General features: G+C 57.1%; 17 protein-coding genes. 8 read left to right on the forward strand and 9 right to left on the reverse strand.

The window, feature by feature from the left end:
- Nucleotides 1-70 precede the first annotated feature (70 nt).
- Both LRP30_RS37505 and LRP30_RS37510 read right to left on the reverse strand, forming a co-directional pair.
- Nucleotides 71-415: a carboxymuconolactone decarboxylase family protein gene (locus LRP30_RS37505; RefSeq protein ID WP_249758064.1), complete on the reverse strand. Its 345-nt coding sequence runs from the start codon at nt 413-415 to the stop codon at nt 71-73.
- A 277-nt stretch (nt 416-692) separates the two neighbouring features.
- Complete coding sequence (locus LRP30_RS37510) at nt 693-1079, reverse strand: DUF971 domain-containing protein (protein ID WP_249758065.1); 387 nt, start codon at nt 1077-1079, stop codon at nt 693-695.
- A 253-nt stretch (nt 1080-1332) separates the two neighbouring features.
- On the opposite strand from LRP30_RS37510, the gene LRP30_RS37515 reads away from it, so the two are divergent.
- A complete protein-coding gene (locus tag LRP30_RS37515) occupies nt 1333-1488 on the forward strand; it encodes a hypothetical protein (protein ID WP_249758066.1) in 156 nt (51 codons plus the stop codon).
- Between the two features lie 190 nt (nt 1489-1678).
- Here the strand turns inward: LRP30_RS37515 and LRP30_RS37520 are convergent, their stop codons facing one another.
- From LRP30_RS37520 to LRP30_RS37530, 3 genes are all read right to left on the reverse strand, one after another.
- On the reverse strand, nt 1679-2242 hold the full coding sequence (locus tag LRP30_RS37520) for a DUF6505 family protein (RefSeq protein ID WP_249758067.1): 564 nt from the start codon (nt 2240-2242) through the stop codon (nt 1679-1681).
- 237 nt (nt 2243-2479) lie between these two features.
- Nucleotides 2480-3079: a hypothetical protein gene (locus tag LRP30_RS37525; protein ID WP_249758068.1), complete on the reverse strand. Its 600-nt coding sequence runs from the start codon at nt 3077-3079 to the stop codon at nt 2480-2482.
- Between the two features lie 438 nt (nt 3080-3517).
- A complete protein-coding gene (locus LRP30_RS37530; protein ID WP_249758069.1) occupies nt 3518-3931 on the reverse strand; it encodes a cytochrome c family protein in 414 nt (137 codons plus the stop codon).
- Nucleotides 3932-4105: 174 nt separating this feature from the next.
- On the opposite strand from LRP30_RS37530, the gene LRP30_RS37535 reads away from it, so the two are divergent.
- A complete protein-coding gene (locus LRP30_RS37535) occupies nt 4106-4954 on the forward strand; it encodes a LysR family transcriptional regulator (protein ID WP_249758070.1) in 849 nt (282 codons plus the stop codon).
- A 250-nt stretch (nt 4955-5204) separates the two neighbouring features.
- Here LRP30_RS37535 and rnk read toward each other — a convergent pair whose 3' ends face one another.
- The 3 genes from rnk to LRP30_RS37550 form a co-directional block, all read right to left on the reverse strand.
- On the reverse strand, nt 5205-5633 hold the full coding sequence (gene rnk / locus LRP30_RS37540) for a nucleoside diphosphate kinase regulator (RefSeq protein WP_249758071.1): 429 nt from the start codon (nt 5631-5633) through the stop codon (nt 5205-5207).
- 387 nt (nt 5634-6020) lie between these two features.
- Entirely contained in the window at nt 6021-6218 is a 198-nt protein-coding gene (locus LRP30_RS37545) for a hypothetical protein (protein WP_249758072.1), read from the reverse strand.
- 560 nt (nt 6219-6778) lie between these two features.
- Nucleotides 6779-7195 (reverse strand): PAS domain S-box protein, encoded by a 417-nt coding sequence (locus LRP30_RS37550; RefSeq protein ID WP_249758073.1) that lies wholly within the window; start codon nt 7193-7195, stop codon nt 6779-6781.
- Between the two features lie 646 nt (nt 7196-7841).
- Between LRP30_RS37550 and LRP30_RS37555 the strand changes: the two genes are divergently transcribed.
- From LRP30_RS37555 to LRP30_RS37575, 5 genes are all read left to right on the forward strand, one after another.
- A complete protein-coding gene (locus LRP30_RS37555; protein WP_249758074.1) occupies nt 7842-9269 on the forward strand; it encodes a cytochrome ubiquinol oxidase subunit I in 1428 nt (475 codons plus the stop codon).
- Nucleotides 9270-9274: 5 nt separating this feature from the next.
- A complete protein-coding gene (cydB, locus tag LRP30_RS37560; RefSeq protein WP_249758075.1) occupies nt 9275-10282 on the forward strand; it encodes a cytochrome d ubiquinol oxidase subunit II in 1008 nt (335 codons plus the stop codon).
- Complete coding sequence (locus tag LRP30_RS37565; RefSeq protein WP_249758076.1) at nt 10279-10425, forward strand: DUF2474 domain-containing protein; 147 nt, start codon at nt 10279-10281, stop codon at nt 10423-10425. The genes cydB and LRP30_RS37565 overlap by 4 nt, the downstream gene beginning before the upstream one ends.
- Nucleotides 10426-10927: 502 nt before the next feature.
- Nucleotides 10928-11107: a hypothetical protein gene (locus LRP30_RS37570; RefSeq protein ID WP_249758077.1), complete on the forward strand. Its 180-nt coding sequence runs from the start codon at nt 10928-10930 to the stop codon at nt 11105-11107.
- Between the two features lie 80 nt (nt 11108-11187).
- Nucleotides 11188-11424 (forward strand): hypothetical protein, encoded by a 237-nt coding sequence (locus tag LRP30_RS37575; RefSeq protein ID WP_249758078.1) that lies wholly within the window; start codon nt 11188-11190, stop codon nt 11422-11424.
- Between the two features lie 470 nt (nt 11425-11894).
- Here LRP30_RS37575 and LRP30_RS45140 read toward each other — a convergent pair whose 3' ends face one another.
- Nucleotides 11895-12020: a hypothetical protein gene (locus LRP30_RS45140; RefSeq protein WP_256477644.1), complete on the reverse strand. Its 126-nt coding sequence runs from the start codon at nt 12018-12020 to the stop codon at nt 11895-11897.
- Between the two features lie 356 nt (nt 12021-12376).
- On the opposite strand from LRP30_RS45140, the gene folE reads away from it, so the two are divergent.
- Complete coding sequence (folE, locus tag LRP30_RS37580; protein WP_249758079.1) at nt 12377-12991, forward strand: GTP cyclohydrolase I FolE; 615 nt, start codon at nt 12377-12379, stop codon at nt 12989-12991.
- Nucleotides 12992-13008 lie beyond the last annotated feature (17 nt).

Raw genomic sequence — 13008 nt, forward strand, 5'->3', positions numbered from 1 at the left:
AATGCCAGATAGACTTTGGGGTATTCGTCAGTGACGAGAAGTCGGCCAGACATCCACGGCGATCGTCGGCTCACGCATTCGTCGCCGCAGCTTTCTTCATTTCCTCAATTGCCAGAAGAGAATGAGCGTAAGCCCCTCCTGCTCGCATTTCAGCTGCGACCCAGATCGCCTCCATCAGCTCTTCTTGCGAGGCGCCATCCCGCAGCGCCGCCTTCGTGTGCCCCTTAATGCAGTAAGGGCATTGGGTAACATGTGCCACCGCGACGGCGATGATCTGCTTAACCTTGGTAGGTAGCGCGCCGCCCGCGAAAACCGCTTGACTGAAGTTTTGAAAAGCGGCCTCAGCATTAGGTGACAACTCCTTGCGCTTCTGTGCAAGCCCCCGTGTGCTCGACTGATGTCCGACGTCCGGCATGTATATCTCCTTTTCTGCAGCTTCGGCGAGACTGTCGTCCCGGTCCCATGACTTTGCGCTAGTCAGCATATGGGGCGAGACAGCGAATATGCCAGCGTGGCTGTTGGCGGCCAGCCTCTACGGCAGCAGAAAGCGGTCTGACGCAAAACTCGTTGAACATAGAGAAGTCGCAGAATGATCGCACGTCATGCGACGCCGGGATCCACGAAAACGTCTTGAAATGTGTGGCTTGCCACTGAGCGGCCCGTTAGTTCCAGAATAAACACGGTTCGAACTGCTAACGGACGCCGGGCTTGTCGCGATCGAGGCCCTTGGCGGCAAGATCATCCAGATACGATTGGAATCGCGGTCCCGCATTGCGCCCGGTCTCATGCAGAAGTGCCCAGGAAAAGATCCCGGTCGAGTGCATGTCGTCAAAGCCGAGGCGTACCGCATAGTTTCCGATGGGATCGACTGAAAGGATCCCAACATTTCGCTTTCCGCCGATCGTCTTGCGCTCGGACTCAGAATGACCTTGGACTTCGGCAGAGGGGCTCGTCACTCGCAACAGTTCTGCGGAAAGGTCGAAGGATGCACCATCGTCGAACCCAACGTGCAGCGTACGACGATCCTTCGCAACGCGAATTTCAACTGGCCAGGGAGAGTTAGCGTGCGTCAGGCTCATTTCGCGACTCCACTTCGGTACTATTTAGAACCAATGAGCGCGGCCCAGCGTACTCGCTGTCGGCTTCTCAGCAATATCGAGTTTCGAAGATGAACGAGTCTCAATTTCGCGTATCCTATAAGCGACATCCTTAATCAGGTCTTCGGTCACGAGCCAATAACTGGCGGGCAGTGTCGGCGGGCATGACACGACATCTCTTGCATTGTACCCTGCACGCACTAGGTTGGAGACGTCATCTTCTGGAGGCAACGTCATGAAAGCTTTCATTGCAGCAGTGATTTGCGCGGCAGCGATCGGAGTCGGGGCTTCCTATGTGCTTCATGTTCAACAAGAGACGGTCGACGTCGCATTTTCAACGAGCGAGACGCGCGTCGGCGATCCGGGACACAATCTGGTCGGCATGAATTAGAGACAAGCGCCGTTCGTGGTTTGACATAGTAACGACGCTCGTAGCCTACGCCATTGGATTTGTAGCCGGAAAGAGTCGTGCTTGAACTGTTATCTTCAGTGAAAGCGTGACACTTCGGCGGCCGACGGGGCTCCTTCCCTGACCCTCCATGGATGATGAGCAACACGAAGTGCTTGCCCAATGGGATTTCTCATGTGCGATCGGCGATTATCAGACCGCGAAGATCGATATGTTCCGCGGCCTGCTCTTCACCTTCAACCTCATAGAAGGTGAAGGCGCGCGCATGCGCGTGCAATCGATCGACACCCTTCACTGGTTCCCGTGGCTTCAGCGTACGAAACTGCTCGCGCAACTCACCGTTCTCGAGACTGCGCTGCACAGCGAGCAGCGTCTGCGGCGAATGATCGCAAAGTGAAGCCGCAAACGCGACCTCTTCTTCCGCAGCTACGCGAGCAACCTGAAGATCAGGCGCGCCGAACTGCGCCTGGAGTTGCGCGGCGAGACGCTCAACAGCATCTAGGATGTCCGTCTCCGTCGCCTCGGTTACGATGGCAAGCGTCGACCAACCCAAGCTTTCGATGCCGAGAAAGCCCGAGCGCAACGCCACACGTTGCTTCTGGCCAAGAGCGGTTGGATCGTTGCAATCCTCGAATACGAAAGCCCCCGAGACGGCCCATTCGCCCGGATCGGCCGCTCGGTCAAACACGAACGTATCCGAGGGGTCAAGCCTGATGGTGCGCGGAAGCTTCAGCATCCTCGCCTCAAGCGCTGGCGGCAGAGTTAGATCGGAACTGGGAGGCGTGCTCTGCGCAATCCCCGTCGCCCCCAACGAACGCTGTACTGAGCACGACTAACAATGTTCTACGCATATCGTTTCCTCCGCTGGTCTTTCGAACTACTGTAATTTTCCTGCCAATCGGCGCAAACAACGCACTGTGTTCTTGCCAAGGTTAAGATCTGGGCCACGGGAACGCCGAGGCATTTCCCTCCTTCATCGATGCGGGAGCTCCTGCGCCTCCAACTGAACCCGGGCAGCCGGCTGCGGCAGCGTGTGCACGTGAACATCTCGTGACGAATGTCTCTTCAAGACGTTTACTGCGCGATCCTCGGCCTTAGCGTCCCTGGTTCGCACCCATAGTAGCAGACCTCCATGGTCGATTTGCGTCTGCAGATACTGCGCATGGTTATCACCCAGCCACTTAGCCAGAAGCGCGCCGATGACTCCTCCTGCTCCGCCGACTAATGTTGCCGCGACGATCCCGGCGACCATTGCTCCGCCGGAAATAAGCACTGCGCCTGCGGCAACGGTTGCTCCTGCATATGCAAGGCCACCCACTATGCCACCTTGAGCGTCCCCAATGGCCTCAGGCGAGACATACGCCGTTCGCGGAACGACCGGGTCGTCCTGCACGGCGCGCGCGTTTGCAAAGCCGCTATCAAGCTTTTCATTCACCGCCTCTTCACTGGCGAGCAAACTCAAATCGGCCCGATGGAAGCCGGAGCTCAGGAGTTCGTCGATTGCCGCCTGAAGATCATTCGCGCTCCCAAAGACGCCGACTGCTTCGCTAATGGTGTCTGGCTTCTCGTCCATGGCAAGTTCTTTCGTTAGTGTTCCGCACCGGCTAAAGGCGCAGCGGCCCATGCTCACCACTGTGTCTTCCATCGGCACCGGCAGTGAATTGCTTCAAGTAAGCGAATTTCGCGATCTCTTCAGATCGGAGAAGATCATCTTTATGTCAGGAAAGTCCGCTGCAAACCAACCCACGGCGTTCGTCTTCATGGGATCAACGGCGAGCGAGATATTTTCCGTCCGACCGCAGGTCGAGCATTCGAACGTACGTATCTCAAACCCCCGCCGGCCAGCCGAAATGCGCGCCAGCGCCATCTTATGCCTGCAGACCGGACACATAGGACGATCGTTCGGCAAACCCATACACTTTACCTCCGCGAGTTACGACCTTAGCGTGTGTAAGTTTGACAGGCTGCTTTCATTGGGATCCCTGTTCGGGTGAATAGCCGGCGTACACCCTCACCTCGACCTCGATTGTGTGCCGTTCGCAGCGAATTGCTTCAGGTAAGCGATCACGTCCGATATTTCCTGATCTCTCTTCAGACCGGAGAAGATCATCTTTGTGCCCGGTACGACTTTCGCAGGCGCACGTAGATAGACGAACAATGTCCGCTCGTCCCACACCAAACCTGAATTTTTGTTCGCTGATGAGTAGTTATAGTTTGGATATTGACCCGCTGGCCGGTTAACGACGCCGTTTAGCACCGGTGCAATTCCATTTTGAGCATTAGGGCCTATCTGGTGACAGGCCATGCATTTCTTGAACACGATCGCACCGGCGTCAGGGCGGCCACCGGGGATGGCATCTTGGCCTCGAACTGGGCTGACCACGAGCGAGGCTAAAGCAAGTACTAGCGTCGAGATCGGATTCAACTTCTTCTCTCTGCTCCAAAATCGAAGCTAACCGTTAGCTGCTTCCTCGATGACGGGACAGACTTGAGCACCAGATTCTCCTGTCACCGGTGATGCAATTAGCCTCTCATCGAACAACAGTGCAGACAAACGAATTTCATTGACATTTGTCCTCATTAATTATGCTATCAACGCATGGATATTGAGCTTGCCAGGACTTTTTTAGAGATCGTCTCTACCGGAAGCTTCATCAAAGCCGCCGACCGTCTGCATGTCGCCCAAACAACGGTCAGCGCGCGTGTACGCCTCCTTGAGCAGCAGCTCGGGCGACCGCTTTTCGTTCGCAATAAGGCCGGCGCGAGCCTCACCCCGGCGGGCGAACAATTCCTTCGTTACGCTCCGACATTCGTGCAACTGTGGCAGCGCGCAAAACAGCAGGTAGCGGTACCCGAAGGACACCGCGCGGTTTTGACGGTTGGAAGCGAGGTCAGCTTGTGGCAGCCGCTTCTGGTCGAATGGGTCAGGATGATGCGACGCTCGCATCCGGACATAGCGCTGCGCGTTCATGTCGATGTTCCGCAAGATCTAATAACGCACGTAGCGGCCGGACTGGTGGATATCGCGATCATGTACGCGCCCCAGCATCGACCTGGTTTAGAGATAGACTTGCTGATTGAGGAGGAGCTCGTTCTGGTAACAACCGACCTCAGGACATATCGCGCAAATGATCCGAGATACGTTCACGTCGAATGGGGACCAGATTTTTCCCTTCACCATGCGGTAAGTTTTCCGGATATCACCCCCAGCCTAGTGGCCAATCTTGGGCCCCTGGGCCTTAACTATGTTCTGTTGGAGGGTGGTTCTGGTTACTTCCGAATGCATGCAGTTCAGCCCCATCTAGCATCGGGAAAACTACATCTGGTCCCTGGCGCGCCCCGCTTCTCGTTTCCGGTCTATGCCGCCCACTCAACGAACGTAGAGGCTACTACATTGGGTGCAGCGCTTACCGTGTTGCGCGCGGTCGCGAAAGCGGAAGTCGAATAGTCGACAGCGCGGCTTACCTTGAGTGAAGGAGAATGCCCCACCACTCGGCTATCCAGCCGAGCTGGATTGGATCGCGGTGGGATCTATTTTGTGATGCCCGAGTTCGATGCGAGTCGCTGCACGCCAAACTCGGGCCAAACTGCCCGAGGCTCTCCCTGGTAGAGCAATCCATCATGCCAGACGCGCCCACGACGTCTACTGGCTTAACGCCGCACGGCGCATCGCCGCGCGGCTGCTCTTCGCGCAATGCTCAGGCCGGCAGCGTCTCACGTACCTCAAGCACGGTAAGCCGCCTAAGCTCGCCGGTCCGCGTTTCCCAAGTTATGGAAGACCCCGCCCGAAGCCCAATCAGAGCAGTTCCGATCGGCGTCAGTACAGAAATCTTGCCTTGGGAGATGTCAGCTTGGTCCGGATAGACAAGGATCGCTTTTTGAATTCTCCCGCTCGTGTCGTCGCGGAACTTCACTTCGGATCCCATGCAAACCGCGTCAATCGGATGGCGGCCTTTTGTCACAACATGCGCACGCTCGATTTCGTCGGCGAGGCCGGACGCCACGTCGGGCATGTTGTTCATCGCTGCGCGCACGAGGTCGGAGAGCCGCTCGTGGTCGCTGGCCGTCAGCGTAATGGAGGGCTTGAGGTGTTTGGTTCGCGCGCCAGTCTTCTGATGCGTCGACATTATTGTCTCCTGTAGTTTCGCAACGAGCGTAATTTCGCAATGGCACCGCTTCAGGCGGAAGGCCCGGAGCCGTCGTCGAGCGAGCGTCGGTGTAGTCATCCGAGGCTTGATGCACTCGACGTGCAACGGACCACCGAGGGTCGGAGCGGCTCAGCTGTTTTGGTGAGATTCCCCGAGCCCGGGATGCGACAGCGCGCGCTGAGCTCGGGGCTAATTGCCCGCGATCAGGTTACCTGCGCGTTGCAGGCCACGACGAAATCTCGCGAACCTAAACATGATAACTCATAGATAGAGGCTTTGTCCGGAATGTCAAACTGCAGCGATGCGCAGCACTCGCACGATGAGCCGCGGCGACGGCTATACTCGGCATGATCATACCCGGCGCATTCAGTCTCCATCGCCACTTCCGCGTTTCAGGTTTGACTGCCATTCGCGCCTTTTCCAGCGCTTTGTCTTTTTCGACAACGCACTGTCGGCGAAGACCTTCTGACTAAACGCTTGAAAAGCGTTCTCAATATCGGGAGCGAGCGCCCGGCGCTTCTCGGCCGGCTCGCGCGACGATGGAGGGTATAAAGACGCGGCCATTGAGCTCCCCTCTTCCATTGGGATAGCATTGGAGCCAGTTCATTGATCGCGCGCTGGCGCTGCCTAGCGCAATCAATGATGGCCAGCGCACTCTGGAATCCGCCAACAACGAAGAACCGTTTTGCTGCTTCGATCGCCGCTGGCTGTGCACCAATCAACCGAAGCACCCTCAGATAAGCCAATTATGGCGACCCCCAGCGGGGTCAAAACTGAAACCTCATTTGGCTTGGTGCACGTCTCGTCTGGAAAAACGATGACTATTTGGCTAGTTGTACCGGTTAGGTTGTCGTGCACGTCCACGTGTGAGTGGACGGCGACCACATTTTCTGGAAGTAGGGCATCAGGGACAATAGTGGCTCGGCTAATCTCTCTCAGCAGATTTGAGGCGGCCGGCGACGCAAGCCTATCCGTCAGTGCGGCAGTCGCGGCTGAGACCAGTCTTGCTCGATCGGTCTCCGAAATCGTCACCGGCGGAAGTTTAGACGGGCCATCATAGTGAAGTGCGACGTGGTCGATATTCATTGTCACGCCTTGGACTCTATCGCCTGACGTTTCAGTTTTCAGATTTCTTCAAAGCGCCTCGTGACGTCTCGAATAATCGCTGCAATTCCAATCGGTTTCTCCATCTCATCTCGCAATAGCAGAACTGTAAACTCGACAGAAATACGCCGGCCATCTTTAGTCACTCCAGGCACCGACAACAGGTCGTCGTGGTCGTAACGACTTTCGCCGGTTTCCATCACGCGATAGTACCCCTTCCAATGGCGGGCTCTTAGATTCTTCGGAATGATCAAATCGAGGGAATGCCCGAGGGCTTCCTCTGCGGTAAAGCCAAAAATCCGAACTGCTCCCGGATTCCAGAATTTGATTACTCCCGCCCTATCGGCGGCAATGATCGCGTCCGAGACCGTTCCAAGAACCGCGTCAGCGAGATCTGCCGGGCCATTCATGACTTCCGTTGATTTGTCATCATTCATGGAATCCCTCGGTCGTTCTTCTCGTCTGGGGTCCCTCGCGACCGGGCGGCTTGGTTGCGCCAAAAAAGTGCATCACTTCGAGCAGTTACCGGTCCTCTTCGGTTCAATTTCCATCCACGTTGGTTTCACCTTTTGTCTTTCGCGCGCATTTGACAAGCGACAAAATTTGCGCGTTAGCATCATAAAAATTGATGCGTCCTGCAAATTGCGCGAGCCACGCGAAACTCACGGTCGCGTGTGAATCAGGGGCCGCGAATGGGGCGCAGGCTTTGCGATACCAGCGGCAAATTGGCGCGCCTCAGAGGCGCGTCTTCGCGATGATCCCCGCTGGCGCCCTCGGCTAGTCAGACGATTCCATTCTTTCACATGGCCGGCGATGCTCGCGAGCTGGCGGCAATGTAACGTCGCGCAGTCCGACCAACACTGAACGACAATCCTTTCGTGAACCGCCCAGATTTCGGTACCCAGAAGAGATAGCCGCTTGTGGATGCCTGCGAGATCCCCATGTGACGAGAGAGATGGATCGAACGCATCGTGTCGGGTGCCATTGCATGCTGAGTTGGCGTAACTAGGATAATCAAGCGTTGTTTGTTCCCGATACTATTGTCAAAGGCCCGAACGTCCCAGCGTTCGTAAGAGGTGCGCAATGTTCGATTTGACCGCGCTTGAACTCGCCCGCATTCAGTTCGGTTTTACGATTTCCTTCCACATCGTCTTTCCGGCCATTACGATTGGTCTGGCAAGCTATCTCGTCGTTCTGGAAGCGCTGTGGTTGTGGCGGAACGAAATCGTCTATCGCGAGCTCTACTATTTCTGGTCTAAGATCTTCGCCGTCAATTTTGCGATGGGCGTCGTGTCCGGGTTGGTGATGGCCTACCAGTTCGGCACAAACTGGAGCTATTTCTCATCATTCGCCGGGAGCATTACCGGTCCTCTTCTTGCTTATGAGGTGCTGACAGCGTTTTTTCTGGAAGCGGGATTCCTCGGCGTGATGCTGTTCGGCTGGAACAAGGTCGGGCCCGGGCTCCATTTCTTCTCGACCGTGATGGTGGCGCTTGGCACGCTGATTTCGACGTCGTGGATTCTGGCGTCGAACAGCTGGATGCAAACGCCGCAAGGTTTCGAGATCATCGACGGCCGCGTGGTGCCGGTGGATTGGCTGCAGGTCATTTTTAATCCGTCATTTTCCTATCGCCTCGCTCATATGACCATCGCTGCGTTCCTTTCGACCGCACTGTTTGTTGGTGCCTCCGGTGCCTGGCACCTGCTCAAAGGAAACGACACACGCGCAGTACGGACCATGATGTCCATGGCGATGTGGATGGTGCTGGCGGTTGCGCCATTGCAGATTCTGATTGGCGACCTGCATGGTCTCAACACACTCAAGCATCAGCCGGCCAAGATCGCGGCGATGGAGGGTCACTGGGAAAGCAAGCCGGGCGAAGGCGTTCCGCTCATCCTGTTCGGATGGCCGGATATGGAGGCCGAGTTGACGCGCTACGCCATAGCAATTCCCAATCTCGGCAGCCTGATTCTCACCCATGAATGGAACGGCCAGTTCCCCGGACTGAAGGAATTTGCCCCGGAAGATCGTCCGAATTCGACCATCGTGTTCTGGAGTTTTCGGATCATGGTAGGGCTTGGCTTCCTGATGCTGCTGCTCGGTGTCTGGGGACTGTGGCTGCGTTGGCGCGAGCGCCTGTACCAATCGCGCTGGTTCTTGCGCTTTGCGCTTGTGATGGGCCCATCCGGACTGACCGCAATCCTCGCCGGATGGTATACAACCGAGATCGGCCGCCAGCCTTGGGTGATTTATGGCGTCATGCGCACCAAGGACGCGGTCTCCGACCATGCGGCGCTGGTACTCTCAACGACGCTGATCATCTTCATCGTCATGTATGTTGTGGTGTTCGGCACTGGGGTCAGTTACATGCTGAGGCTTGTCGGCCGTGGACCGAAAGAACGCGAGCCTGACGATACCACCGACGCCGATCTGCTGCAGAAGCGCCGTCCGGCCAGGCCGCTGTCTGCCGCCCCCGACGCTATTGATCCCGCCTTCAGGCAAGGAGGCTGATACACATGGGCATCGATCTTCCGATAGTCTGGGCGATTATCATCGGCTTCGGTCTGATGATGTATGTCGTCATGGATGGCTTCGACCTCGGCATCGGCATCCTGTTTCCCTTTGTGCGGAATCGGGAGGACCGCGACACGATGGTCAACACGGTGGCACCTGTCTGGGACGGCAACGAGACATGGCTGGTGCTCGGCGGTGCCGCGCTGATGGCGGCGTTCCCACTGGCCTATGCAGTCATCCTTAGCGCGCTCTACCTTCCCCTGATCCTTATGCTGGCCGGATTGATCTGGCGCGGCGTTGCCTTTGAGTTCCGCTTCAAGGCGGATGAGACCCACAAGCCGTTCTGGGATCACGCCTTCATGTGGGGATCCTATTTAGCCACCTATTTTCAGGGCGTGTCGCTGGGCGCCTTCATCAACGGCTTCACCGTACGTGACGGCGCTTACGCGGGTGATCCACTCGATTGGCTTTCGCCCTTTAGTATCTTCACCGGATTTGGACTTATCGTGGCATATGCGCTACTGGGGAGCACTTGGCTGATCATAAAGACCGAGGGTGACCTACAGCAGCGGATGATCGCGCTGGCGCGGCCTATCACGCTAGTCTTGCTTGCCGTGATCGGTCTCGTCAGCCTCTGGACGCCGCTTGATCATCCGCATGTCGCGGAGCGTTGGTTCACGTTTCCAAATCTGCTCTTTTTCTCCCCGGTGCCTGTACTGGTGCTGGCCACGACCTGGCTTCTCTTAAAGATGTTGAAGGGGTCGACGCACGCCGCGCCGTTCCTGCTCGCGCTGATGCTGCTTTTCCTCGGCTATAGCGGACTGGCGATCAGCCTGTGGCCGAACATCATTCCACCGGACATCTCCATCCGGGCGGCCTCGGCTCCGCCGCAGAGCATGGGCTTTACGCTTGTGGGCGCGCTCTTCATCATCCCGATCATACTGGTCTATACCGCGTGGTCCTATTATGTGTTTCGCGGCAAGGTAACGCCGGGGGACGGCTATCATTGACCGAGTTCGCGCAGATCGAACAAAAGTCATGGCCGCGCCGTTTCTGCTGGCTCGTGCTGATCTGGGTTGCGAGTGTGGTCGCGCTTGGTGTTCTTGCGCTGATCTTCCGCGTGATCATGAAACTCGCCGGTTTAACCGTGTAGCGAGATCAAGAGGCCCACCCCGTGGGAAACTTGCAGGCGGCGAAGAAGCGTATGGGCGGACAATTGGCATGCCTGAGGAACGCTTGATCAGCTTAAGGATCGCTTCGGTGGCTTTCGGAAGAACCGCACGCCGGGAACGTCCGAGTCCTCAAACAGATCGATCACCGGTCCGGGGCCAATTGGCGCGCATCGATGGAGGCTTTCACCTCGCGATCCTTCGGATGGTTCACCGGATTGCACGTTGGTTCATCGTAAACCGCGTGCAGCGTTCGCCACGGTATCATATTGGATCTGGCCCACCTAGATATCGGCGGATCCACAGGTCGTCTGGACGCTCTCCCCGGCGCTCGCCAGCGTCCAAAAAAATGCGCCTGGGAGTCATAAAAGCGCTGCTTCCGGCAAGTAAGGCCGCCTACTCAGTGCCTGGTCAGCGGGCGTTATCGTCTTCGGGGGGCGCGGGTCGTGTCGTCGCGGAGCAGAAATCCAAAACGGAGGTCGCGCAATGCCCAAGGAAAACGAAACGCGCGAACAGCGCGAAAAGCGTGAACTTGATGACGAGTTGAACCGTCAGCTTGAGGAAACATTCCCGGCCAGCGATCCACCAAAGGTCACGCGTAGCAGCCCAGCCTCTCAAATCACCCCGAGGCGCAACACCGGCGACGAAGGACAGACGACTGTCTAAACCGCCGCGTCAGTCGAGGGCACTCGCGTCGAGGTCGGGCGGAAACGTGGATTGATCTCGTTGGCAGAGATGCAGAGATAATGATCGATCAAACGCGCGAAGGCGGAAACGGCCAGCACAGCGGAACCAGCACCGAGTGGACCGTGTTCTGCACGCCGCGACGAAAAGACCTCCGGCGCGCGCCCTATTCGTTGCCACCCTACATTCGTAACACCTTCCGCTCATCGCGCGACAGCTCAGCGGCGAGCCCGCTGGATTTCAGCAGAGATAATGCGTCCTCGCGGCGGGCGCTGATTTTCTGGAGTTTCCGGCCGTGACCATCATATCGATATCGGGGCCCAGACCCGCGACGGAAGCTGCCGAAGAACCGAACGTCCTGTTTCGAGTGATATCGATCTCACCTACCAACGGGATCATCCGGTCAGCGGAGCGAGCGCAATGTGCACGCACTTCGCTTGCACTCCGCATGCCGGCTAGGAAAGCTCATGCACCAGCTTTGATCTCTTCGGTTGCACTCATGCGCTATAGCTTCACGCCACCTCGCGATATGGCGCGCTGGATCCGGAACGGGCCCCCCGTCAACCTGCGAGACGCCATCGACAGCGGCCTAGTTCGGGGACCGCGTCTGATTGTTGCTCACATGATCAGCGCAACCGCGGGCCACGGCGACCTGCAAGGCATGTTCCCGTTTCCCGTGCCGATGCCATATGGGACTGTCCAGTTGCGGACTCGCCGGCGAGGATTCGCGAGTTGCTCCGCGTGGAGCACGCTTTCGGCGGCAACTTGATCAAGACCATGAACACCGGCGGATATAAGCGCCGGCGACGATCTCGCCATAGTGACCTGGTTCGAAGATGAAATGCTGGGTCTCGAACAATCCGCGCAGCAGCTTGACCTGCCGTTGGCGGTCCATACCGGAGCTGCAGAGGGATGCAAGCAGGCATTGCGCGCCGGCGCACAAGGTCTAGTGCATTGTTATCTCATCCTTGTCTTGTAGACGCATGCGGCGATGACAAGTCAGTCGGAACAGAAAGAAGACCCGCTCGCGCTGACCGTCCTCCACCCCGCATGAACTCTGCTTCTAACTCTCAAGTAATTTCGTTTGTTCAGAGGAAGCGCGAAGTTTAAAACGCTCGTTGCAGATTGAGTTTTTGAAATCCGCTCTCTTTGTCCCGCTGACCTCCGGAACCTTTCTGCTCGCAGACCATCTAAGAGGCTTCGATATGGAAGCAAGCGTCGCTTCGACGTCGGCCGTAGAAGGGCATACGGATGAATCCAAATGTGCATATGCTGGATCGCAGAGCATCACAACCGGAACTTAAAAGGCCGAGTCGAACGGAAGTCGAAGCAGCGGTCCGAACCATCATCCGATGGGCCGGCGAAGATCCTGACCGAGACGGTCTCATCGAAACGCCGGCTCGTGTGACCCGCTCATTCGAGGAGCATTTCTCGGGTTACGGCCAGGATCCCGCTGAAATGCTTCAAAAGACCTTCGAGGAGATCGAAGGGTATGACGAAATGATCGTGCTGCGGGACATTCGCTTCGAAAGCCATTGCGAGCACCACATTGCGCCGATCATCGGCCGGGCTTGGGTGGCCTATATCCCGGATGGCCGCGTGGTCGGCATTTCCAAGCTGGCCCGGGTAGTCGACGTTTATGCCAAGCGCCTACAGATTCAGGAGAAGATGACGGCGCAAATCGCCAACACCATCAACGATGTGGTTAAGCCGCAGGGTGTTGGCGTGATTATCAAGGCAACGCATCACTGCATGACCACCCGCGGTGTGCACAAGCTTGGCACGGATCTGGTAACCAGCCGTATGCTGGGGTGCTTCCGCGACAGTGCGCTGACGCGCCAGGAATTCCTCGGGATGGCTGTTTAATGCAAAGTGTAACCTCT

Source organism: Bradyrhizobium sp. C-145, from assembly GCF_023375135.1.
GTDB classification, from domain to species: domain Bacteria; phylum Pseudomonadota; class Alphaproteobacteria; order Rhizobiales; family Xanthobacteraceae; genus Bradyrhizobium; species Bradyrhizobium zhanjiangense.

Coding starts and splice junctions, on each gene's coding strand:
- LRP30_RS45140 (WP_256477644.1), bottom strand. CDS start 12,020: ATGGACCGCCAACGGCAGGTCAAGCTGCTGCGCGGATTGTTCGAGACC.
- LRP30_RS37515 (WP_249758066.1), top strand. CDS start 1,333: ATGAAAGCTTTCATTGCAGCAGTGATTTGCGCGGCAGCGATCGGAGTC.
- LRP30_RS37525 (WP_249758068.1), bottom strand. CDS start 3,079: ATGGACGAGAAGCCAGACACCATTAGCGAAGCAGTCGGCGTCTTTGGG.
- rnk (WP_249758071.1), bottom strand. CDS start 5,633: ATGTCGACGCATCAGAAGACTGGCGCGCGAACCAAACACCTCAAGCCC.
- LRP30_RS37505 (WP_249758064.1), bottom strand. CDS start 415: ATGCCGGACGTCGGACATCAGTCGAGCACACGGGGGCTTGCACAGAAG.
- LRP30_RS37520 (WP_249758067.1), bottom strand. CDS start 2,242: ATGCTGAAGCTTCCGCGCACCATCAGGCTTGACCCCTCGGATACGTTC.
- folE (WP_249758079.1), top strand. CDS start 12,377: ATGAATCCAAATGTGCATATGCTGGATCGCAGAGCATCACAACCGGAA.
- LRP30_RS37510 (WP_249758065.1), bottom strand. CDS start 1,079: ATGAGCCTGACGCACGCTAACTCTCCCTGGCCAGTTGAAATTCGCGTT.
- LRP30_RS37535 (WP_249758070.1), top strand. CDS start 4,106: ATGGATATTGAGCTTGCCAGGACTTTTTTAGAGATCGTCTCTACCGGA.
- LRP30_RS37545 (WP_249758072.1), bottom strand. CDS start 6,218: ATGGCCGCGTCTTTATACCCTCCATCGTCGCGCGAGCCGGCCGAGAAG.
- LRP30_RS37570 (WP_249758077.1), top strand. CDS start 10,928: ATGCCCAAGGAAAACGAAACGCGCGAACAGCGCGAAAAGCGTGAACTT.
- cydB (WP_249758075.1), top strand. CDS start 9,275: ATGGGCATCGATCTTCCGATAGTCTGGGCGATTATCATCGGCTTCGGT.
- LRP30_RS37550 (WP_249758073.1), bottom strand. CDS start 7,195: ATGAATGATGACAAATCAACGGAAGTCATGAATGGCCCGGCAGATCTC.
- LRP30_RS37575 (WP_249758078.1), top strand. CDS start 11,188: ATGATCGATCAAACGCGCGAAGGCGGAAACGGCCAGCACAGCGGAACC.
- LRP30_RS37555 (WP_249758074.1), top strand. CDS start 7,842: ATGTTCGATTTGACCGCGCTTGAACTCGCCCGCATTCAGTTCGGTTTT.